At 40.4% G+C, this 21,336-nt stretch carries 16 protein-coding genes and 1 riboswitch; of the genes, 10 read left to right on the top strand and 6 right to left on the bottom strand.

What is annotated here, in order from left to right:
* Window positions 1-42 precede the first annotated feature (42 nt).
* Both R0J88_RS03605 and R0J88_RS03600 read left to right on the top strand, forming a co-directional pair.
* Entirely contained in the window at window positions 43-525 is a 483-nt protein-coding gene (locus tag R0J88_RS03605) for a YajQ family cyclic di-GMP-binding protein (protein WP_006791536.1), read from the top strand.
* A gap of 178 nt (window positions 526-703) precedes the next feature.
* Window positions 704-867, top strand: a riboswitch (cobalamin riboswitch).
* Window positions 868-899: 32 nt separating this feature from the next.
* A complete protein-coding gene (locus tag R0J88_RS03600) occupies window positions 900-2,726 on the top strand; it encodes a TonB-dependent receptor domain-containing protein (protein ID WP_410899100.1) in 1,827 nt (608 codons plus the stop codon).
* Window positions 2,727-2,771: 45 nt separating this feature from the next.
* On the opposite strand, the gene msrA is transcribed toward R0J88_RS03600, so the two are convergent.
* From msrA to R0J88_RS03585, 3 genes are all read right to left on the bottom strand, one after another.
* On the bottom strand, window positions 2,772-3,308 hold the full coding sequence (gene msrA / locus R0J88_RS03595; RefSeq protein ID WP_010556971.1) for a peptide-methionine (S)-S-oxide reductase MsrA: 537 nt from the start codon (window positions 3,306-3,308) through the stop codon (window positions 2,772-2,774).
* A gap of 82 nt (window positions 3,309-3,390) precedes the next feature.
* Window positions 3,391-6,489 carry an efflux RND transporter permease subunit gene (locus R0J88_RS03590; protein WP_410899099.1) on the bottom strand — a complete coding sequence of 1,033 codons (3,099 nt, stop codon included), beginning with the start codon at window positions 6,487-6,489 and terminating at the stop codon, window positions 3,391-3,393.
* 3 nt (window positions 6,490-6,492) lie between these two features.
* Entirely contained in the window at window positions 6,493-7,545 is a 1,053-nt protein-coding gene (locus tag R0J88_RS03585) for an efflux RND transporter periplasmic adaptor subunit (protein ID WP_008129354.1), read from the bottom strand.
* 247 nt (window positions 7,546-7,792) lie between these two features.
* On the opposite strand from R0J88_RS03585, the gene R0J88_RS03580 reads away from it, so the two are divergent.
* From R0J88_RS03580 to R0J88_RS03555, 6 genes are all read left to right on the top strand, one after another.
* Complete coding sequence (locus R0J88_RS03580) at window positions 7,793-8,500, top strand: DUF2982 domain-containing protein (protein WP_410899098.1); 708 nt, start codon at window positions 7,793-7,795, stop codon at window positions 8,498-8,500.
* A gap of 22 nt (window positions 8,501-8,522) precedes the next feature.
* Window positions 8,523-8,855 carry a hypothetical protein gene (locus R0J88_RS03575; RefSeq protein WP_410899097.1) on the top strand — a complete coding sequence of 111 codons (333 nt, stop codon included), beginning with the start codon at window positions 8,523-8,525 and terminating at the stop codon, window positions 8,853-8,855.
* 67 nt (window positions 8,856-8,922) lie between these two features.
* Window positions 8,923-10,578: a PKD domain-containing protein gene (locus tag R0J88_RS03570; RefSeq protein ID WP_410899096.1), complete on the top strand. Its 1,656-nt coding sequence runs from the start codon at window positions 8,923-8,925 to the stop codon at window positions 10,576-10,578.
* 9 nt (window positions 10,579-10,587) lie between these two features.
* Window positions 10,588-11,103, top strand: coding sequence for a DUF1566 domain-containing protein (locus R0J88_RS03565; protein ID WP_410899095.1), 516 nt, complete (start codon window positions 10,588-10,590; stop codon window positions 11,101-11,103).
* Window positions 11,104-11,276: 173 nt separating this feature from the next.
* Window positions 11,277-12,194 (top strand): ExeA family protein, encoded by a 918-nt coding sequence (locus R0J88_RS03560; RefSeq protein ID WP_410899094.1) that lies wholly within the window; start codon window positions 11,277-11,279, stop codon window positions 12,192-12,194.
* 11 nt (window positions 12,195-12,205) lie between these two features.
* Complete coding sequence (locus R0J88_RS03555; protein ID WP_410899093.1) at window positions 12,206-13,228, top strand: general secretion pathway protein GspB; 1,023 nt, start codon at window positions 12,206-12,208, stop codon at window positions 13,226-13,228.
* 46 nt (window positions 13,229-13,274) lie between these two features.
* Here the strand turns inward: R0J88_RS03555 and R0J88_RS03550 are convergent, their stop codons facing one another.
* Both R0J88_RS03550 and putA read right to left on the bottom strand, forming a co-directional pair.
* Window positions 13,275-14,468 (bottom strand): HD-GYP domain-containing protein, encoded by a 1,194-nt coding sequence (locus tag R0J88_RS03550; RefSeq protein ID WP_410899092.1) that lies wholly within the window; start codon window positions 14,466-14,468, stop codon window positions 13,275-13,277.
* Between the two features lie 118 nt (window positions 14,469-14,586).
* On the bottom strand, window positions 14,587-18,390 hold the full coding sequence (gene putA / locus R0J88_RS03545; protein WP_410899091.1) for a bifunctional proline dehydrogenase/L-glutamate gamma-semialdehyde dehydrogenase PutA: 3,804 nt from the start codon (window positions 18,388-18,390) through the stop codon (window positions 14,587-14,589).
* Window positions 18,391-18,558: 168 nt separating this feature from the next.
* Between putA and R0J88_RS03540 the strand changes: the two genes are divergently transcribed.
* Window positions 18,559-19,041: a winged helix-turn-helix transcriptional regulator gene (locus R0J88_RS03540; RefSeq protein WP_410899090.1), complete on the top strand. Its 483-nt coding sequence runs from the start codon at window positions 18,559-18,561 to the stop codon at window positions 19,039-19,041.
* A gap of 256 nt (window positions 19,042-19,297) precedes the next feature.
* Window positions 19,298-20,650, top strand: coding sequence for a magnesium transporter (locus R0J88_RS03535; protein WP_010556981.1), 1,353 nt, complete (start codon window positions 19,298-19,300; stop codon window positions 20,648-20,650).
* Between the two features lie 77 nt (window positions 20,651-20,727).
* Here the strand turns inward: R0J88_RS03535 and R0J88_RS03530 are convergent, their stop codons facing one another.
* Window positions 20,728-21,336 carry a TIGR04211 family SH3 domain-containing protein gene (locus tag R0J88_RS03530; RefSeq protein ID WP_006791519.1) on the bottom strand — a complete coding sequence of 203 codons (609 nt, stop codon included), beginning with the start codon at window positions 21,334-21,336 and terminating at the stop codon, window positions 20,728-20,730.

Below are 21,336 nucleotides of genomic sequence, written 5' to 3'. Positions count from 1 at the left end.
TTGCGTCATAAAAATTAAGATTGAATAGTTAGGAGAAAACCAATGCCTTCATTTGATATTGTATCTGAAGTAGAAATGAACGAAGCACAAAATGCGGTTGATAACGCAAACCGTGAACTTGAGACTCGCTTTGACTTTAGAGGTGTTGATGCATCTATTGAGCTAAACGACAAAACAATTAAACTTAAAGCTGAAGCTGATTCACAGGTTATGCAATTGTTTGATATTTTAGCGGGTAAAGTTTCTAAGCGTGGTATGGATGTAGCGAGCTTAGAGTTGCAAGATATTAGCCGTGCAGGTAAAAATGTATTTCGTAACGTTGCGCTAAAGCAAGGTATTGAAAAAGATGTGGCTAAAAAAGTAGTAAAAGCCATTAAAGATTCTAAAGTAAAAGTGCAAGCGGCTATTCAAGGCGAGGAAGTACGCGTAACGGGTAAAAAGCGTGATGACTTACAAGCTGCTATGCAAGTGGTGCGTACTGCCGATTTAGGTCAGCCATTTCAGTTTAAAAACTTCCGCGATTAATTATAAAAGCCTTTTTGGGCGCTTTATAAATAAAAAGCCAAATAGCCGCGCAGGTTATTTGGCTTTTTTTATAAACGCTACATAGTTTTTGTTTTTAATTGATTCGCTTTTTAGCTGTATAGACGTCCGTTGACATTTTTTATTAAACTCCTCACAATAGCGGCCTATTTTCAAGGTGCTTATTAATCTTTTCAATGGTTTGATTTTTTTAATAAGATAATCGGGAAGTTGGTGCGTTTTCATGATGACTACAATCCCAACACTGCCCCCGCAACGGTAAAGTAATACATAAAGCTATGTATTTACTGAGTCCGGAGACCGGCCTTGATGTAATCTTACTTAGTTCTTTGCGGTGGGCAAAGAAGGGGAACTTCATGTTAAAAAAAACAACTCTTGGCGTTGCAATTACTGCTGCGCTGTCACTATCTGTATCTGCTGCAGAGCAATCAATCGAAACCATTACGGTAACCGCTAATAAGTTTGAACAATCAATTACTAATGTATTAGCGAGTGTAAATGTTATAACTCGTAATGACATTGAAACCAGTAATGTTCGCGACTTACCAACGCTACTAACCACTCAAGTTGGGTTTCAGGTTAACCCTAACGGCGGTTTTGGCCAAAATGCCGGTGTTTCATTGCGAGGTACAGGGTCAGGTGATACGCTCATTTTAATAGACGGTGTACGCACTGGTTCGGCAACGCTTGGTCAAAAAGCATTAAGTAATGTGCCATTAAACAGTATTGAACGCATAGAAATAATTAAAGGTTCACGTGCTGCTATTTATGGCTCTGATGCGTTAGCAGGTGTTATTAATATTATTACTCGGGAGTCAGATAACCTTTCGGTTAGCGCTACGTTTGGATCTGACGCGTACCAAGACTACCAGATTGCTGGCTCTGTAAAAGCAGGCGATGTAACAACGGCTTTTAATGCAGGATTTGAAAAAACAGACAACTTTGATGTACTCCAAGGTGTTGCTCCCGATGAAGACGGTTTTGAAAACAAAAACCTTGGCTTTAAAGTAAACTATACCGACACACATTTCGGTAACTTTAAGTTACTAGGGCAATACAGCGAAGGCTTTGCTGATTACGACAGCCGCTTTAGTCCTGCCGATAGTACGATTGAGCGAGGGGGTTTTAAAAATTACCAGCTTTCGGCTGGTTGGAATAAAGACTATAAAAATCAAACTCACAGCCTTGATATAGCATTTGCAACGGATGATTCAGACAACCGTTATGTTGATTTTTCTCAAGGGCCAACAACAAGTACCTTTGTTACTAAGCGATCACAAATTGACTATAACGGTCAATACCGCTTAAACGACACGTTAAACATTAGTGGTGGTATTAATTGGTACAATGATGACGTATCACAAAGCTCAACCATGTTTGAAGTAGAGGAACGTGATGTATTAGCGGTATTTGTTGGCGCATATTACGATGCGGACGAGTTGCTTGCTAATTTAACCGTTCGTCAAGATGACGATGAGCAATTTGGTCATGAAACAACGTACACAGCGGCAGCTGGCTATCACTTATCCGAAAACGCTACATTTAGAATAAGCCAAAGCACGGGCTTTAAAGCACCTACCTTTAATGATTTATATTTTCCACTTTACGGCAATGCTAATCTTCAACCTGAAATGTCAGTGAATCGTGAGCTTGGCTTAAACGTCGACTTTGATACTGTACGTGTCGATGTCGCTATTTTTAGAAATGAAATTGAAGATAAAATTGATTATGACGCTAATTTTGCACTCACCAATATTAATGAGGCCCAATATGAAGGTGTTGAATTTAGTTTAGCCAATCAAATTTTGGGTTTTGATAGTAATGTGAATTTTGCTTACCTAAGTGCCGAAGATAAAGAAACAGGCGAAGCGCTTAGAAACGTTGCCAAACGAACCTTTAATTGGGAGCTTGCAAAACAGTTTGGTGCATTTGATACAAGCCTTGCAATGCAATATCGCGGTGAGCGAGCAGGAGCGGTTTCGCAATTGGGCTCGTATACGCTTTGGAATTTAGCAGGCAATTACCAAGTAAATGATGAAATTACGGTGTCGCTTCGTATAGAAAACGTATTCGATAAGGAATACAACGCAGTTGATTCTAACGCTGACTTTACAACAGGGCAGGTGTATTACTACAACACGCCAGAGCGCCGCTTTTTTGCTGGCATAGATTACCAGTTTTAAATAATCTAAATAAAAAGCCCGGTTTTACCGGGCTTTTTTGTGTTTTTACTCAGCTAAAAACTCTTTAAATACGGTTTCAAACTTATGTAATTTTGGTGCGATTAACATACTGCAATAACCCTGTTGTGGGTTTTCGTTGTAGTAATCTTGATGATAGTGCTCAGCAGGGTAGTAAGTTGTCACCGGGCTGACTTCGGTAACAATAGGCTCACTAACATGGGTTTGTAGCTGTTCAATCATAGTGTTAGTAAGCGCAAGTTGTTCGTCATTATGGTAATAAACAACACTTCGGTATTGTGTGCCAATATCGTTACCTTGGCGATTTAATTGCGTAGCATCGTGCAGTGTAAAAAACATAGCGAGCAATGTTTCAAAGCTTACAATAGTGCTATCAAATTCAACTTTTACTACTTCGGCATGGCCCGTTGTACCACTGCATACTGATTTGTATGTTGGATTGTCAGTATTGCCACCGGTATAACCCGAGCTTACATCAGACACGCCATTTACACGCCTAAATGCTGCGTCAATACACCAAAAACAGCCACCACCAAAGGTTGCTACTTGCGTTGTTGAACTCATAATTATTCCTAATATTTGACAAAGGTCACGCAAAGCTTAAAGCTTAGCGCCATAACAACAAGGTTACGACGCGTTAGCTTGCTTAGATCTCTTCAAGCGGTTTTTCGGCTGCTTGTTTATTAAGTTTTTGTTGTAAATATTCAGGCGATTGTGTGTTACGAGCAAGCGCATAATACGCTGCTGGCACAACAAATAAAGTAAGTAGCGTTGAAACAATAACCCCGGTAAATACCACAACACCAATTACCATACGGCTTTCAGCGCCAGGGCCTGATGCTAATACCAATGGCACTGAGCTCATAACCGTTGTTAGCGATGTCATTATTATTGGGCGTAAACGTTGTGTAGCCGCTTGTAATATTGCTTCGCTAAATTCTACACCTTTGTCGCGTAATTGGTTGGTAAATTCAACAATGAGTATCCCATTTTTAGCGCTTAACCCTATGAGCATAACAATACCAATTTGGCTGTAAATATTAAGCGTAAGTCCGGTAGACCAAAGGCCAAACATCGCGCCCATTAAACCAAGCGGTACTGTTAGCATAATTACAAATGGGTGCATAAAGCTTTCAAATTGCGCTGCCAATACCAAAAAGGTGACTGTTAGCGCTAATACAAATGCGTAGGTCATTGCTGATGCGCCTTCGTAATAAAGCTGAGATTCACCTTTGTAGTCTATTGCGCCGTCAATATCATTTTCCTCTGCGGCAACATTGTTTAAAAAGTTAAGTGCTTGTTCGAGTGTGTAACCATCGGCTAAGTTTGCGCTTAAGGTTATTGAGCGCATACGGTTGTAACGGTTTAAGCGTGAGGCCGTTGCTTCTTCTTTTAAGCTAATTAGGCTGTCTAGCGGAACAAGCTCACCACTGCGTGATTTAAGGTATATATTTGAAATATCGGTCGGGTTATTAAAGTCTTCTTTAGTACCTTTCAAAATGACATCGTATTCTTCACCTCTATCTATAAAGGTTGTCACACGACGCTGACCCAGCATGGTCTCGAGTGTACGACCAACATCAGACACAGACACTCCTAAATCGGCCGCTTTATTTTTATCAATGCTTACTAAAAACTGTGGGAATGTTTCTTTGTAATCATGATCGATTCTAACAAGGCCTGGGTTTTGTTCTGCACGTTTGATAATGCGGTCACGCCAATCGGCAAGCTGAGCATAATCATTACCTTGTAGAACAAATTCAATAGGGCGAGATGAACCGCCACCGCCAATACCTCTGCGCATAATAGCAAACGCACGTACATCGGTGACTTCGCGCATTTTGCCACTAATTTCATCCATTACTTCCCACGTAGAGCGCTTGCGTTTGTCCCAATCAGCCATACCAACAATAGCAACACCGCCGCTACCGCCCCAGCCAGGAACACGAACAAGCACACGGCTTAGCTCGCCAGACTCAGAGTAAGGCATAAGGCGTTCTTCAATTTTTGCCATATTGGCGGCATTATTTTCGTAGCTAGCACCCTCAGGCCCGCTCATCATAATGAAAAAGGTGCCGCGGTCTTCTTTAGGTGTTAGCTCTGATGGCACTTGCAGTAAAAGTGAATAACTCACAAAACCCGCTAAAACTAAGCTGACTAACAAGCCCCATTTTTTGGTCATATTTGTTGAAAGTGAATGACGGTAACTGCGCTCTAATTTAGTAAACTGGCGGTCCATCCATTGGCTGAATTTATTAGGCTTGTCGGCGCTTTTTAGAACTTTTGAACACAATGCTGGTGCAAGCGTAAGCGCGGTCACACTTGAGAAAAAAACCGCTGCGCTTACAGCCATTGCAAATTCGGTGAATAACGCGCCTATTCGGCCATCCATAAATACTAAAGGAACAAACACCGAAATAAGCACCAATGTTGTTGCTACAATTGCAAAACCTACTTCTCGTGCGCCTCTGTACGCTGCAAGCAATGGTGGCTCACCAAGCTCTATGCGACGGTGAATGTTTTCAAGCATTACTATGGCGTCATCAACAACCAAGCCAATAGCAAGAACTAACGCAAGTAGGGTTAGTAAGTTGATAGAATACCCCATAGCGAGCAAAAACATAAAGCTACCTACCAAGGCTACCGGTACAGTAACAGCAGGAATAAGCGTTGCACGAATGTTGCCTAAAAACAAAAATATCACTAAAACAACTAAGCCCATTGAAATGGCAAGCGTGCTATATACTTCGCTAATCGATTCTTTAATGAATACAGACGAGTCGTAACTGTCTTGAATTGTTGTGCCTTCAGGTAGGTTTCGTTTGATTTTTTCAAGCTCACTACGTGCGTTGTCTACCACGGTTAATGTGTTTGCTTTAGCTTGTTTTACAATACCCAGGCCAATCATGTTGCGGCCGTTACCACGGAACAAACTTTCGTCGTCGGCGGCCTCTAGTTGAACATCAGCTACTTCGCCAAGGCGAACTAAATAGCCATCTTCACCACGTTTAATAACTAAATTTTTAAAGTCGCGCTGATCTTTGTAGCTTCGGGCCGTACGTACCGTAAAGTCGCGATCAATTGATTCAATTTCACCAGCAGGTAACTCAACATTTTCTGTGCGCAGAGTGTTTTCTATGTCGCTTGAAGTTATGCCGCGCGCAGCCATTGCTTGGCGGTTTAACCAAATTTTCATAGCGTATTGACGCTCGCCGCCAATTCGCACATTAGATACGCCATCCACAACGGCTAAGCGGTCAACAATAAAGCGCTGTGCATAATCAGAAAGCTGTAATGAGTCCATGGTTTCACTATTAAGTACAAACCATGCAATAGGGCTTTCATCACTGTTTGATTTAGATACCTCAGGCGGACGAACTTGCTCAGGTAGGCTGTCGAGTGCACGTGCAACACGTTCACGTACATCGTTAGATGCTGCATCTATATCGCGGCTAATATTAAATTCAATAGTAATGTTTGAGCGACCATTACGGCTCGACGAATTAATACTTTTAATACCCTCAATACCCGATATACGGTTTTCGATAACTTGGGTTATTTTAGTTTCGATTATCTCCGCTGATGCCCCGGTATATGAGGTGCTAATATTTACAATCGGAGTTTCAATGTCAGGGTATTCGCGTAGCGGTAACATGCTAAATGCTACTAAACCAAAGGTTAGTAGCAATAAGTTAATTACAATCGCAAAAACGGGGCGTTTAACGCTAGTGTCGGTAATTTTCACGTATTACCCCTTAACGCTAACTTTACTGCCCGAGCGAATTTTAATCAGCCCTTCAGTAATAATTTGCTGGCCATCGGTTAAGCCTTCATCAATAGCTACCCAACCGTTATTTCTGCTTGCAACATGTACTTCTATTTTGTTGGCTACGCCATCTGTAATTTTAAACACATAGTGTTTATCTTGCAGTGGTATAACGGCCTTTTCTGGCACCATAAGTGCTTGGCTTGTACTTAACTCAAGTGCGGTATTTAGCAGCATGCCTGGGCGTAATAAGCCAGACTTATTGGCAAAACTAGCGGTCACTTCAATGCTGCGTGTAACAGCGTCAATACGCGAACTAATATGCGTGACTTTGCCTGTAAATGTTTGGCCAGGGTAAGCGTCATTTTGCGTTAATACTTTCATGCCAATGGCTAGTTGCGCTAAATATTTTTCAGGAACTTTAAAGTCTACTTTTATAATACTAATATCATCAAGGGTAGTGAGTATGGTTGCATTATTAACATAAGCGCCTATAGATATTTCGCGTTTTCCTAATAAACCTGAAAAAGGTGCACGAATGGTCATTTCGCTTAACGTTGTTTTAGCACTTTCTAATTGTGACTTGGTCGCGTCTACAACAGATAACTGCTCTTCTAAAAGCGATTTTGCTGTAGATTGTGTACGTGATAGTTCTGTAAGGCGGTTAAGCTGACGCTTTTCTTCTTGTAAATTGATACTGAGTTCTTCAACGGCCAATTCTTCTTGTCTGCTTTGCAGTTGCACAAGTTTTTGACCTTTACTCACTAAGTCACCATCTTTGAAAAATATGTCGGTAACGTAGTCGTTTTGTGCGCTTTTGATATAAATAGCTTGATTTGCGCGTGCGCTACCAATTGCTTCTATCATTACAGCGTTTTCTTGCGAAGTTACTGTATGTGCAGAAACCTGTGTAGACATGTTAGAAAAATTAGCTTGTTCGCCATGGCTAGAGGGTAAGTATAAATAAACACTAAATATTAAAAGTAGTGTAATAATGAATGGAAAAAGAGCTTTGCCTGATTGTCTAGAGTACATCGTTTTCATACCTGAAAATTAATTATAAGTATTGTACGAAATAAGACCGGATAAAGTCTGTTATGTGTCTCATAATTTTGTGCGTTAAGCGTAAAAGTAAGTAATATTAAAGAGGTGTACCGGTTTTTGTTTAATTAAAGCGATAAATATATGAATTTTAAAACATCTTGTAAGACCTGTATGACAGCCAGAAAAGTGATTTTATGGGCTATTATTATGTTTATATTTTATATGGTTTTTTATCAATATGGATAAACATACTAAAAAGCGTATTAATTACCGTGCGAAAGGTGCACGCAATGGCATTGAAATATTGATAGTAGGCGCTATTGGCTTAGTATTTATTATGGCATTTAATTTACTAAAATCAGGCACTATTAGCATTGTTGAAATTTTTTTAGTCAGTGCCTGCATTGGGGCTACTTTTGTGGGTTTTTTAAAAACCCAAGAACCTTATTACAGCTTAATTTTGAGCGAGTCTGCTATTGAATATAGGCATAAATATGGGGGCTGGTGTTTATCTTATAAAAACTTTCATTCTTGTGGTGTTCCAAAAGTAGAAAAAGGCCTTGAGTACTTAGAGCTAAACGCGGTTGGGCTAAAGCTAAATGATATTGATGAGTTTTTAATGAGTATAACTCCTAGAATTGCGGGTAAATTACTTATAGAACAACGACATTTTTTTATGCAGGTTGTTCAAAATCATTGCAAAAATGGCAATTGCCCATCAGAATGGTTAGTAGAAGATACACAACATCGATCTGCGCGCGGAATTAGCTATAATGGTTTAATAGCAATGTTTGCAAACAGAACTAAGCACCTCAAGCTGCTAACAGGGTATGATTTATTACTACCTGCCAGTGTACTAGATACAGATATTTGGGCTTTTAGCGCTAATTTAAATAAGTGGAAGCGCGAGCCACATCAGTTTATAGCGTCGCAGCTTAAAGATTAAACTGCGACTGTAGGAAAAGACAATGAGCCAAGAAAGAGCCTTTTTAAAAAGTGGTCGTAATACCATAATACATAAAGACAAAAAACTTGATTTAGTGATTGTTAACGCTGAAAATCAGCCACGAATTAAAGTGACTCAAAACGGATTAGAGCCGTTTAAAGAGGAGCTACCAAAAAATAGACGCGACGCAAAAGACCGTTACCTAGAAATGGTATATATAACCAGCGCTGAAGTATTTGGTGAAGAAAAACAGTTAGTATTTATTCAGTCGTTAGATGGTCGTGAATATAAAGTTGATTACAGCAAAGTTGGCACTAAATTGTTCGTTCGTATCCATCAAGACGCCTACATGTAAGCTTTAGTGGCACCTTTTTTGCTTGTGATTACCTCATGGTAATTATTTGACACACAAGGTGCTACGAATGAAAGCGTTAGCGTTAATCCCTCTTTTTTCCTGCATTTTTATTACAGCATGCGGCGGTGGCGGCGGTGGTGACAGTACCACAAATATTGAATCCTCTGTGAATGCTGGTCCAGACATACAAGTAATCGAAAAAATTGATTTTACAATTACCGCCCAAGGCTCTCCTGCCGACGGTACTTTTACGTGGCAGCAAGTAAGTGGGCCAAGTATAGACGGCTTTCCACTTGAAGGCGCAGAGCAAACACTTACGGCACCTGATGTTAAAGCAGACAGTGAAATTGTACTAAGGGTCAGCTATCAAAGCACTGGCAATAGCACAGTAAGTGACGACGTTTTAATTTCGGTTAGCTCTAATAATCAGCTCCCTATTGCTGTAATAACACAAACAGCACCAGATACACTCCCTTCTGTATACCAAGATACCATTATACTGAGCGGCGTTGATTCCAGTGATCCGGATGAAAATGGGATGGTTAATAGCTATTTTTGGGAACTTATATCAGGCCCTGACTTAGATATTTCCAGTTTTGATGATTCAACATTAAGCTTTACTCACCCTTTATTAGAAGCAAACACGACATTGCTTTGGCGTTTAACGGTTACAGACGATGAGGGTGGTGAAGCCAGTACTCAATTCACGATGAGCCTTAATAAAACCAATGAATTGGTTGCGGCAAATGCAGGGGATGATCAAAATGTTGAAGAATTTGATCAGGTAACATTAGATGCAAGCAATAGCGAAACAGTTACTGATACATACCAGTGTGAATGGCAACAATTAACCGGAAATGCCGAAACACTCAGCAATAGCAAACAGTGTGTATCTAGCTTTTTTGCCTCCGATGTGGACACCAATACCACGCTTAGCTTTGAAGTAACCGTTACCGATTCGAAAGGACGAACCGATACAGATACTGTGTTTATTGATATAACGCCAAAGGCGCTTGGTCTGATAAACGATAGTGGTATGGGAGAATGTTACAACAATACGCAGCGCATAAATTGTGGCAGTGATGACTTTCCTGAGCAAGACGCAGAGCTCGGTCGAGATAGCTTTGCTAACCGCATAGATAAAGCAGGCATTGGAAATCTCGCGTTTGATTATACAAAACTTAATCAGTTTGCCGATGAAGTTGATGACTCAAGTGAAGACTTTAGCTGTATTCGTGACAACGTAACAGGGCTTGTTTGGGAAGTTAAATCACCTTCGTCTGGTACCTTACCAAACACAACGTTACGGGATGCACAAAACAGCTATTACTGGGACATTGGCGACACAACTACCGATGCAGACAGCACAGCAAATACAACATGCCCTAACGACACAAGCTGTGGCCTACAAACCTATATAAATGAAGTTAATGCTATCGATTTTTGTGGGGGAACAAATTGGCGAGTACCCACGTATACAGAGCTTTTGGGGTTAATTGATTATGGGAAACAAGGGCAAAGCGTTTTAATTGACTTAGCTTTCTTTCCAAATATGCCAGAAGCGGGTGCTATCGATAATGTTAATTTACCTTATTGGACATCTCAAACTGCAGCAGATGGCACCAGTTTATCGCAAGCTTATATTATTGATATGAGCAATGGTAATGATCTTGCCTATCCAAAAGAAAACAACGCGTATGTTCGTTTAGTCAGAAGCCGATAGGAGGGCGTTATGAAATTAAAATTATTAAATACGTTTATAGTTTTTGGCTTTAGTTTTAATGTTGCTGCGCAAACATGTTATGGCGGTGCTGACACAACAACCCCAACCGATAGGTTTACCGTTAATGCCGATGGTACAGTATCTGACACTGAAACTGGCCTAATGTGGCAGCGTTGTAGTTATTCTCAAACCTATAATACAGAAACATTACTGTGCGAAGGGTCTACGCCTGCAGTGACGTGGCAAGAAGCTTTACGAGGCGCGACTAACGATACAACTGCAAATTATGATGATTGGCAGGTGCCTAATATTAAAGAGCTAGCCAGTATTTTAGAGCACAGTTGTACAGAGCCAAGCATAAATGAAGTTGTTTTTTTAGGCACTAAATCTCAAAACTATTGGTCTAGCACATCGGGTGTTAGCAATATGAGTTCGGCCTGGGTGTATCAGTTTGACAGCGGGCTAAATAGTTTACGCTCTAAAACCAGTGATGTTTATTTACGCCTAGTTCGCTACGAAAAATAAAGACCAAATAAGTTTGATTAAAAAGCGTAGTTATTGAAGGTCACTTCTGTAGCTGCGCTTTTTTGTTTTTACATAAATTTACTTTATTTCAACAATAAAGCGCCCACAACGATGTTACTGTGCGCGTTTTTTTGCCATTATAGGCGGTGATTTAATTACGAAGGAACATCGCGGTGTATTTAAGCTATTTTGGCCTGAACGAAAAACCTTTTTCGATTTCGCCTAACCCTCATTATTTATTTTTAAGCGAGCGCCACAAAGAAGCCTTAGCACACTTAACCTATGGATTGGGTGAGGACGGTGGTTTTGTATTACTAACGGGCGAAGTAGGCACCGGAAAAACAACAATTACCCGCAGCATGCTAGAGCAATTACCTGAAAATACACAAGTAGCGATGATTCATAATCCTGCACTGTCAGAACTTGAGTTGTTAGCCAGTATTTGCGATGAATTGAAAATTAGTTATGACGCACAAAATGCGACGCTTAAAAGTTTAACCGATATAATAAAAAAACACTTAGAGAGTAATAACAAGGCGGGTGGCCATACTATTTTAATTATTGACGAGGCACAGCTTCTAGCCCCCAATGTGCTTGAGCAACTTCGTTTATTGACTAATATAGAAACCGACCACAAAAAGCTATTGCAAATCGTGCTTGTAGGTCAGCCAGAACTTCAAGATTTACTAAAACGTAATGAGTTAAGGCAGCTTGCTCAACGGATCACCGCGCGTTATCACTTATTACCTTTAACACAAGGCCAAACAGTGGCGTATATCAAGCACCGGTTACACATTGCTGGGTGCGATAAAGGATTGTTTTCGATTGATGCAATGCAGATGGTTCATAAAATGACAGGCGGTATACCTCGCTTGATGAATCTAGTGTGTGAACGAGCTTTAGTGGGGACTTTTTCGAAGCAGCAACTTGTTGTTGATGCTGAAATTGTTAAACAATCTGCGCAAGAGTCACTACCTTCTGACTTTGTTGCAACAACGAATAAGCCTGAGCAGTCGCCATCGATTTTAATTTATTGCTTTGCTTTTGGTGTTTTGTTTGCCGCAGGTATTGGGCTTTCCTTTATTTTATAGTTAGGTGATTTATGTCTTATTTATTAGATGCGTTAAAGCAATCTCAACAAGCTGATATGAGCGCCGAGCAATACGATTTACAGTCGGAGCAGTTAAAACAGCAACAAGCACTCGCTCGCTACCGCCGTATAGCCTTTGTTTTGGGGGGCAGCTTGGTTGCCTTTGTAACGGTGGCGGCCGGATTTACTTTTGGTAAATGGGTCCAATCACCTGGCTCTGTTGAACCCTCAAATGTAGTTAGCACTCAAAGTAATGAACAAGTATCGACTGAGTTACAGACAGCAGCATTACCTGCCACTGAACAAGCTGAGGTGAATGTAAAGCCTAAACCTGAAAAAGCGCCAAGCAATACAGCGACTATTGAAGGGCAGTTAGTGCACGTGCAAACACCAACGGGTATTCAGCAAATGTTGTTAACGCCAACTGGGCAGTATATTCCAATGCCATCAACAGTTGCAGCCAGTGGCATTCAACAAACTTTTAATCAACCTTCGCTTGTAAATACGCAAAATTATAATCAGCCAAACCAAGGTCAACTTAATTCAAATACACAGTTAACTTATAACCAAGGCGGTTTTGAACAAACTCAAAGTACGTCGTCAGCAACTATTGATATGAGTAAATATAAAGTGTTGGGTAAGCCAATTAGTGGTGTAACGCAAGCTGAACCTAAAAGTGACCCTGAGCTTGATGCTGTGCCAACTACACTTAAAAATGCGTTTGCGCAGGCAGTGCAAGATGTCGATAAGAACCAAGATTATGAGGTAACTCAGGCCTCTAAATCGTCATCTCGGGTAGAGCCTATCGAATTGTTACCAGATGGCCTACAAGCCATGCTACCTAGCATAAAGTATCAAGCACATATTTATTCATCAAGTGCAGATAAACGCTGGATAAAGTTAAATGGGCGAGAGCTTCACGAAGGTGAGAGCATTGGTGCATTAATGGTAAAAGAAATTACACCTGAGCAAAGCGTAATAGATTTTGACGGTTACGAGTTTAGTTTAAAAGCCTTGCAGGATTGGCCAGAGTAACAAAAAGTATAAGCTCAATGAGTAACATTGAGCTTATTTTTACTATTTAAGGTAATACAGAGTTTTTGTAAAAACGCTCTAAATCAATGTTGAAATCGCCGGCTTTTACGGTTGTTTCGAGTGAGTCTTCAATTCGCTTGTTCGACAAATCAATATCGAGCACTTCTGTATAACGGCTGTGCTTTGCACTATAAAAGGTTTTAACAATCGGCTTTAATGGCATCGCGGGATTACTTTCTGTCACAAGCCCGACTTTTTGGCTTGAAAGCTTTACTAATGTGCCCACAGGGTGAATTCCAATACACTGAATAAACTTAGTTAGTAAAGCGCCGTCAAAGCTATCTGGGCAGCCATCTTTTAATATTTTAAATGCCTTGATGGGTTCCATGCCCGATTTATAAACTCGCTCTGCTGTGAGGGCGTCATATACATCTACAATAGAAGCCATGCGGACATACTGGCTTATTTCACTTCCTTTTTTGGCAAAAGGGTAACCAGTTCCGTCTATGCGTTCATGATGCATGCCTGCAATATCTACAGCAATACCAGTTAAACCTGACTCCTCTAAAATTTGTTTAGAGTAAACCGCATGCTGCTTCATTATTTCAAATTCGGCTTCGGTTAAGCGCCCAGGTTTATTGAGGACTTCATCTGGCGTTTTTATTTTACCAATATCATGAAGTAAGGCCCCCGTTGTAAGCTCAACGATGATATCTTTTTCAATATTAAGGTGTTTTGCAAAAATACCCATTAAAATAGATACGTTAATGGAGTGCTCAAGCAAATATGCATCTTTTTGGCGCATTTGCGTAAGGCAGGCTAGGGCATCTTGGTTTCTAAAAACTGAATCCATAAACCCATTAGCAAGCTCTCTAAATGGAGCAATATCGATGTTCAGGCCAGACTTTATATCTTTAAATGCTTTTACTTGCAGTGTTTTAGCTTCGTCATAAAGCTTTTTAGCTTTATTCATTTCTTGAGCTGCACTATGCGTTTTTTGCCAAGGGTCGCGTTTTATTTTTGTGGCAGGTACTTTGGTTTGTTCTTTTTCAGGTACTGTTTCGGTGAGTGTTTTATCTGGGTCGATTTCGACCTCTAAAATACCCGCTTTAATTAGCTTATCAATACTGGTTTGGGTTTTTACCCAGCCTTGGCTTTTTATTTTTACTCTGCCCGTTTGTTTTGTAACGTTTTGCACAAACATTCCGGGGAGTAATTTAGAAACAGGGAGCTTTTTCAATTTTACTGCTTAACTAACAAATCTGTATTAAATGTAACAAACTTTACGCGTTATAAATAGATAAAAGGCACCTAAAGGTGCCTTTTATATACATATTAAGTAATTAGTACTAGCTTAATTAATCATCATCTTCAACTAAAGTCATCAAGGATGTATTTCCACCCGATGCCGTTGTATCTACACTAATTGTTTTTTCAGTGATAAGACGTTTGATTAATGTGTCGTAATACTCAGAACTGATCACCGGTAATATAGCGCCTTTACGTTGCGCAAGTTGTTGGCTGAAGTAACCTAAACGAGATGAACGCGCTGCAACAACTGCGCCGGCTAAATGAGGGTGGGCCAAAATAGCTTGTAACTGATTAGGCTTGGCTACTTGAAACACCCCTTCGGCAACACCTGTAGCAATAAACTTCTCTCTGAATGCTTCGGCTTCTTCGTAAAACATTTCAGAGGCAACTGTAATTACCGTATTACCCGCGGCCAAGGCTGTAATGATAGATAACGCCCAAAAGTTAAAAGACGTGCTCTTATCGGCATAACAAACAACACAGCCGCGTGCTTCTAGATGAAGAGTATTAGACTCACCCGTAGGCCCAGGCAGCGTTGTAAATTTACGCATATGCTTTTCGAGGCGATTAAGCTGTGCACGCGCATCTGCTAGCGTTAAAGCTAAATCGTCAGCAAGGTCATCAATAATTTCAACCGTAGCAATTTTGGCTAGTAGCTGACGAACAGCAGATACACGATCGTTTAGCGGGGTTGCTCGCCAAATTTTTTCATCGCGCATTGAATTAGCCATTAGCTTTTCTACTTGGGCATTTGCACCGCTGTAGTGGTGTAAGTCAAGCTCATCTGGGGTGAGGTTTGTCATTTGCACGTTTTCTGGTGATGCTTTTTCTTTCACCAAACGCTGTAGGTAGTTAGGGCCACCGGCTTTAGGGCCCGTGCCCGATAGACCTCGGCCACCAAATGGCTGCACACCAACAATTGCGCCAATCATATTACGGTTTACGTATACATTACCTGCACGAGACATTTTAGCAAGGTACTCGCAACGCTCTTCAATACGTGAATGCACACCCATTGTTAAGCCGTAACCTGTATTGTTTATTTGATCAATTACGTCATCAAGTTGATTCGCTTTGAAGCGAATAATATGAACACATGGACCAAATACTTCGCGCTTAAGTACAGAAAGGTCTTTTATTTCGTACAAACGAGGAGCAAAGAAGTACGCACCATTTTCACTGTTGTCCGGAATTTTACATTCGTAATGAAGTGTTGCGTTGCCTTTTAAGTACTCAACATGTTCGGTTAAGTTTTTAAGTGCTTTTTCATCGATTACAGGCCCTACATCAGTAGATAACAATGACGGATCACCAATATGTAATTCAGCCAAGGCACCTTTAATCATTTCAATGATGCCGTCGGCTACGTCTTCTTGAATAAACAATACACGCAGTGCTGAACAGCGTTGACCAGCGCTTTGGAAACCAGAACTTATAACATCATCAACAACCTGCTCAGGCAGTGCTGTTGAGTCAACAATCATACAGTTTTGACCACCTGTTTCGGCGATTAATGGCACTTGTATATCGTTTCGTGCTGCAAGCGTTTGAGAAATTAGTGTGCCGGTTTCAGTTGAACCTGTAAACATAACCGCTTGAATACGTTCATCAGGAACAATTGTTTTACCCACTTCACTACCGCGTGCAATAACAGGTTGCACAACGTGCTCAGGTAAGCCAACCGATAGCATAAGTTCAATGGTACGCAGTGCAATTAAGCTTGTTTGTTCAGCCGGTTTTGCAATAACAGTGTTACCCGTAACAATGGCAGCAGCCACTTGGCCTAAGAATATAGCGAGTGGGAAGTTCCATGGACTAATACACAGAATTACACCCCGTGCTTCAAAGCGCTCATCTTCTGAGAGTTCTTCGGCTCGTGCAGCGTAGTAACGACAAAAGTCGACTGCTTCACGTACTTCGTCTATGCCATCTTGTGCTACCTTACCCGCTTCTTTAATACAAATAGCAACGAGCTCGTCGTGATGACGCTCTAAAATATCAGCAATGCGGCGTAATAAATTAGCGCGGTCTTTAACCGGTGTTTGCGACCATGGCTCAAACGCAGCTTCTGCATTAGCAAGCAGTGTTTTCATTTCATCGCTGCTTTGTAGTTTTACATGGCCGATAATTTCTTTATGGTTTGCAGGGTTTTTAACAGCAAGTGATCCATCAGGGACTTGGCTTTGATCTATTAGGTGCTCGTTAAACCAGTTGTCTAGGTTTTCTTTAAACGGGGTGATAACGTTTATATCGGTTAAGTCCATGCCTTTAGAGTTGGCGCGTTCTTCGCCGTATAAATCAATTGGCATTTTAATTTGCGTATTGTATTTGTTGCGAAGCCCTTGCAGCGTTTCTACCGGATCTGGCAGCAGTGCTTCGACCGGCTTAGAGGTATCAACTATGGCATTTACAAACGATGAATTTGCACCATTTTCTAGCAAACGTCTAACAAGATAGGCCAATAGGTCTTCGTGCTGGCCAACGGGAGCGTATACACGACATTGAATTTTTTCTTCAGTTACAATCTGGTCAAATAACGATTCACCCATACCGTGTAAACGCTGGAATTCAAACCCTGTGTTATCGCCTTTAGCAACTTCTAAAATAGTTGCTGCTGTGTATGCGTTGTGGGTTGCAAACTGCGGGTATAGTACATCGCGTGCTTCTAGCATTTTAATTGCACAGGCTTTGTATGATACGTCGGTTGTGGCTTTTCGGGTAAATACAGGGTAGTGATCTAAACCATCTTGCTGTGTAGTTTTAATTTCAGTATCCCAATAGGCACCTTTAACCAAGCGCACCATTAGTTTACGACCTACACGCGTAGCAAGCTCTGTTAGCCATTCAATAACGAAAATCGCACGTTTTTGATACGCTTGAACAGCTAAGCCAAACCCTTGCCAGCCATCCAAATCTTTATCGCTAAATACGGCTTCGATGATATCCAGTGAAATATCTAAACGGTCAGCTTCTTCAGCATCTACTGTAAAACCAATATCGTACTGCTTTGCAGCCAGAGCAAGCTCTTTTAGCTTAGGTACAATTTCTGACATTACTCGGTCTCTATGAGTGAACTCATAGCGCGGATGAATAGCTGAAAGTTTTACAGAAATACCCGGACTTTTAATAGGACCACGGCCATTTGCCGCTTTACCAATTGAGTGTATTGCATTCATATAGCTGTCAAAGTAGCGTTTAGCATCTTTACTTGTGCGTGCGCCTTCTCCAAGCATATCGTAAGAGTATACATAGCCTTTTTGCTCTGTATCGGCAGCACGTTCAATTGCTTCGTTTATGGTACGACCCATAACGAATTGCTTGCCCATAATTTTCATTGCAAAGTTCACAGACTTGCGAATAACTGGCTCACCTAAACGACCAATGGTCTTTTTAAGCATACCAAACTGTTGGTCTTTGGTTTTATCTGTGTAGTTAACCATTTTACCGGTTACTAATAGACCCCAAGATGATGCATTTACAAATAAAGAGTCGCTACTACCTAAATGAGAGCTCCAATCACCTTTTGCTAACTTGTCGCGAATAAGGGCTTCTTGGGTTTCTTTGTCTGGTACGCGAAGCAGCGCTTCGGCTAAACACATTAACACGACGCCTTCTTCACTTGAAAGCGAAAACTCATTAAGTAGCGCATCTACACCGCCTTGACCATCTTGTTCTTTACGAATATTTAAAACAATTTGGCGAGCTCTTTCCCAAGCACGGCTTCGTGCTTTAACGCCTACTTCTGCAAGCGGTAAAATATGATCGATAACCGCATTTTCGTCTATGCGGTAAAAGTCACGGATTTTTTGTCTTATAGGACAGTCAGTTGTTAAATCGCCGTTGAATAACATAAGCAACCCTTAGCAGTGTTAAGATTTAAAGTAAATTTAATTACCAATAAAATACCAGTGATATTGAGAGTGCATTCTAAATAAAATTCAGCAGAATATGCTGGTTAAATTTGTCGATTTACGATAATTTACAGGGCATAAATTTAACTTATCCGCATAAAATTCTGTATGACAAATCCAAATAGATTACGCATGCTAGATCGCATTGATTTAGCAATTTTAGACGTTTTGCAAAAAAACGGCAGAATTTCTAACGTTAACTTAGCAAAACAGGTTAATTTAAGCCCAAGCCCATGCCTTGATCGCGTAAAGCGATTAGAGCAAGAAGGCTATATTGAGGGTTATTATGCTAAATTAAGCGAAGCTAAGTTAAACCAAAGCTTAGTGGCTCATGTTCAAGTGTCGTTGGTTACCTCAAATACTGCTGTATTTAAAGTATTTAAAGAACACATATTAAGGATAGATCAAGTTGTAGAATGTGACATGGTCGCAGGCGGTTACGATTACTTATTAAAAATACGTGTATCTAATATGGAAGAGTACAGACAAGTGTTGGGAGACTTAGTTGATATCCCCGGTGTAGGCACACACCATACTTATATGGTTATTGAAAAAGTAAAAAAAGATGAAGGGTTATTAATCGAAATTTAATCTCACTCATCTTAGAACATACATAATGGTTGTGTACTTTAGTATTCATAGTTTCTCAACTTCTTTCCCTTTATGTTTTCTAATACCTTAATTTCATATTTTTAATTTATATAAAAATAATTAGTACCGTCTTTGCTTTGCCCATACAATGCGAAAAATAGCATGCACATCTTTAATAAAGTACGGTTTTTCCTGCAATTTTTAATTGAGAAGGTAAACTGTAAATAATGTGCTTTTTAATTTTAAGGTTTTTTTAATGATTGAGTATCCGGTAGATCAGCTTCCACAGCTCATAAACGACTTACTGCAATGCGACACCACAGAACGTAAGAATAAACTGTTGATCGACGCACAAAGCACACTTTCTACAGAGCATCTATCGTTATTGTTTGAAGCAATACCCAAAGAGCAGCGACTCGAAATTTGGCAATTGCTTGACGAAGATACACAGCATGAAATTTTTGTAAATTTAAGCCCTGACAGTTGTTTATGGTTACTGCAAACACTTGATGACAGTGATGCATTTAAATTACTTGATGAAGTAAATGTAGAAGAGCTACTCGAATTAGAAGAAGTTATACCTGAGCGGTTTGTCGACTATGCAAAAAAGCAATTAGATGAAGCGCAAACCAAGCAGTACGATTTAGCACAGCAATACCCACCAGAACAACTCGGTCACTGGCTAGGTTTTGATATATTAAAAGTGTCTGACAAGTTAACAGCTGGTGGCGCAAAAAAGCTTTTATTTAAAGGTGTACCGCAATACAGTGAAGTCATTTATTTAGTGACCCGCAAAGGCAGTTTGATTGGTGAAGTGGCCATTAACGATCTTATCAAAGCACACGATAACGATAATTTAATGACACTAGCAAATCATGATTTTTCATCGTTGCATGCAGACGATGATTTATATGAAGCTGCTGAAGTGGTGATTCACTCTGAGCAAATGGCTATGCCGGTTGTAAATTCAGATAATAAATTATTAGGGCGATTAACAATTGCCTCTGCTTACGAACTTCGCCAAGAAATAACCGATGAAGCCACCGCAAAGGCCGGTGGTTTACGAGAGGACGAAGATTTATTTGCCAGTGTGCGAAAAAGTGCCAAAAACCGTGGTATTTGGCTAGGTATAAACTTGGCCACTGCATTTTTAGCATCGTGGTTTATTGGTTTATTTGGCGCCACTATAGAACAAGTGGTTGCTTTAGCGGTACTTATGCCGGTTGTAGCCTCAATGGGGGGAATTGCGGGTAGCCAAACATTAACCGTTATCGTGCGTGGTTTGGCTTTGGGGCAGGTGACTGATTCAAACCGCAATGCGTTACTTAAAAAAGAACTAAGAGTCGGGGCTGTTAACGGTTTAGTGTGGGCATTTGTAATTGGCTTGCTTACCTACTTATGGTTTAACGATTTGATGTTAAGTGTAACGATTACAGTCGCTATTTTATTAAACTTAGTAGCGGCCTCGCTCGCGGGAGTTGTAATACCATCGATTTTAGACAAAATGAAAATAGATCCAGCGTTATCAGGCTCTGTTATTTTAACTACGGTTACCGACATTGTTGGGTTTGTGACCTTTTTAGGTTTAGGTAGTTTGTTGTTGCTTTAAACTTTCTAGCCGAATAAAAACCCATAAAAAAGCCGCAAGTAGCGGCTTTTTTATTAAACAATTTTCATTTTATTTATTCATGCCCAACCTTCGTAACGCTTACGGCGCGACAAAACAATGGTTAAAATAATTCCCAAAAACAGACCCAAAAATGCAATCGCACCGCCATAGGTTAGTAGTTGGCGTTTTTCTTTTGAACTGGCGGCTTCTTTTTGCGTGCGCTCTTGCGCGAGTGTTGTTTGCAGGCTTGTAATTTGCGCAGATAATTGCAGGTTTTGATCGGTTAAAGTTTGGTTTTGTTTTTGTAGCTGCGGTAGTTCTATTTGAGCAAGGCGTAAATTTTCCTGCATGGTGCTCATTTCGCTGCTTAAAACTTGGTATTGTTGATGTAACCCAGGTGTAGTAGAAATAAATTTAGTTTCAATCCAACCTTCGCGGTCTTTATCGTCTTTTATTTTAATAAAGCCGTTTTCTTCGCTAGATAGTACGGTTATTTTTGTTCCTGCGTCTACAGAGCCAAGTAGTCGATAATTTTTGCTCGCGCCTGAACGCATAAATGTATACAAATTATCAATAACGTAAGCGGTATTTGCATCTGATGAGCTCGCTGTTTGTGCTTCATCTTGTGCGTAGCTTATAAACGTAGTGGCTGTTAAAAGTAGCCCGAATAAACAATGTTTTAGCAT

Origin of the sequence: Pseudoalteromonas sp. SIMBA_162 (assembly GCF_046535955.1) — a bacterium.
GTDB classification, from domain to species: Bacteria; Pseudomonadota; Gammaproteobacteria; order Enterobacterales; family Alteromonadaceae; genus Pseudoalteromonas; species Pseudoalteromonas marina.
Note: the sequence above shows the minus strand (reverse complement) of the source record. Positions and strands in the feature narration are given on the sequence as shown.

Excerpts from the sequence above, each read along its gene's own strand:
- R0J88_RS03605 (WP_006791536.1), top strand. The coding sequence starts at position 43 with ATGCCTTCATTTGATATTGTATCTGAAGTAGAAATGAACGAAGCACAA.
- R0J88_RS03600 (WP_410899100.1), top strand. The coding sequence starts at position 900 with ATGTTAAAAAAAACAACTCTTGGCGTTGCAATTACTGCTGCGCTGTCA.
- msrA (WP_010556971.1), bottom strand. The coding sequence starts at position 3,308 with ATGAGTTCAACAACGCAAGTAGCAACCTTTGGTGGTGGCTGTTTTTGG.
- R0J88_RS03585 (WP_008129354.1), bottom strand. The coding sequence starts at position 7,545 with ATGTACTCTAGACAATCAGGCAAAGCTCTTTTTCCATTCATTATTACA.
- R0J88_RS03580 (WP_410899098.1), top strand. The coding sequence starts at position 7,793 with ATGGATAAACATACTAAAAAGCGTATTAATTACCGTGCGAAAGGTGCA.
- R0J88_RS03575 (WP_410899097.1), top strand. The coding sequence starts at position 8,523 with ATGAGCCAAGAAAGAGCCTTTTTAAAAAGTGGTCGTAATACCATAATA.
- R0J88_RS03570 (WP_410899096.1), top strand. The coding sequence starts at position 8,923 with ATGAAAGCGTTAGCGTTAATCCCTCTTTTTTCCTGCATTTTTATTACA.
- R0J88_RS03565 (WP_410899095.1), top strand. The coding sequence starts at position 10,588 with ATGAAATTAAAATTATTAAATACGTTTATAGTTTTTGGCTTTAGTTTT.
- R0J88_RS03555 (WP_410899093.1), top strand. The coding sequence starts at position 12,206 with ATGTCTTATTTATTAGATGCGTTAAAGCAATCTCAACAAGCTGATATG.
- putA (WP_410899091.1), bottom strand. The coding sequence starts at position 18,390 with ATGTTATTCAACGGCGATTTAACAACTGACTGTCCTATAAGACAAAAA.
- R0J88_RS03540 (WP_410899090.1), top strand. The coding sequence starts at position 18,559 with ATGACAAATCCAAATAGATTACGCATGCTAGATCGCATTGATTTAGCA.
- R0J88_RS03535 (WP_010556981.1), top strand. The coding sequence starts at position 19,298 with ATGATTGAGTATCCGGTAGATCAGCTTCCACAGCTCATAAACGACTTA.
- R0J88_RS03530 (WP_006791519.1), bottom strand. The coding sequence starts at position 21,336 with ATGCTAAAACATTGTTTATTCGGGCTACTTTTAACAGCCACTACGTTT.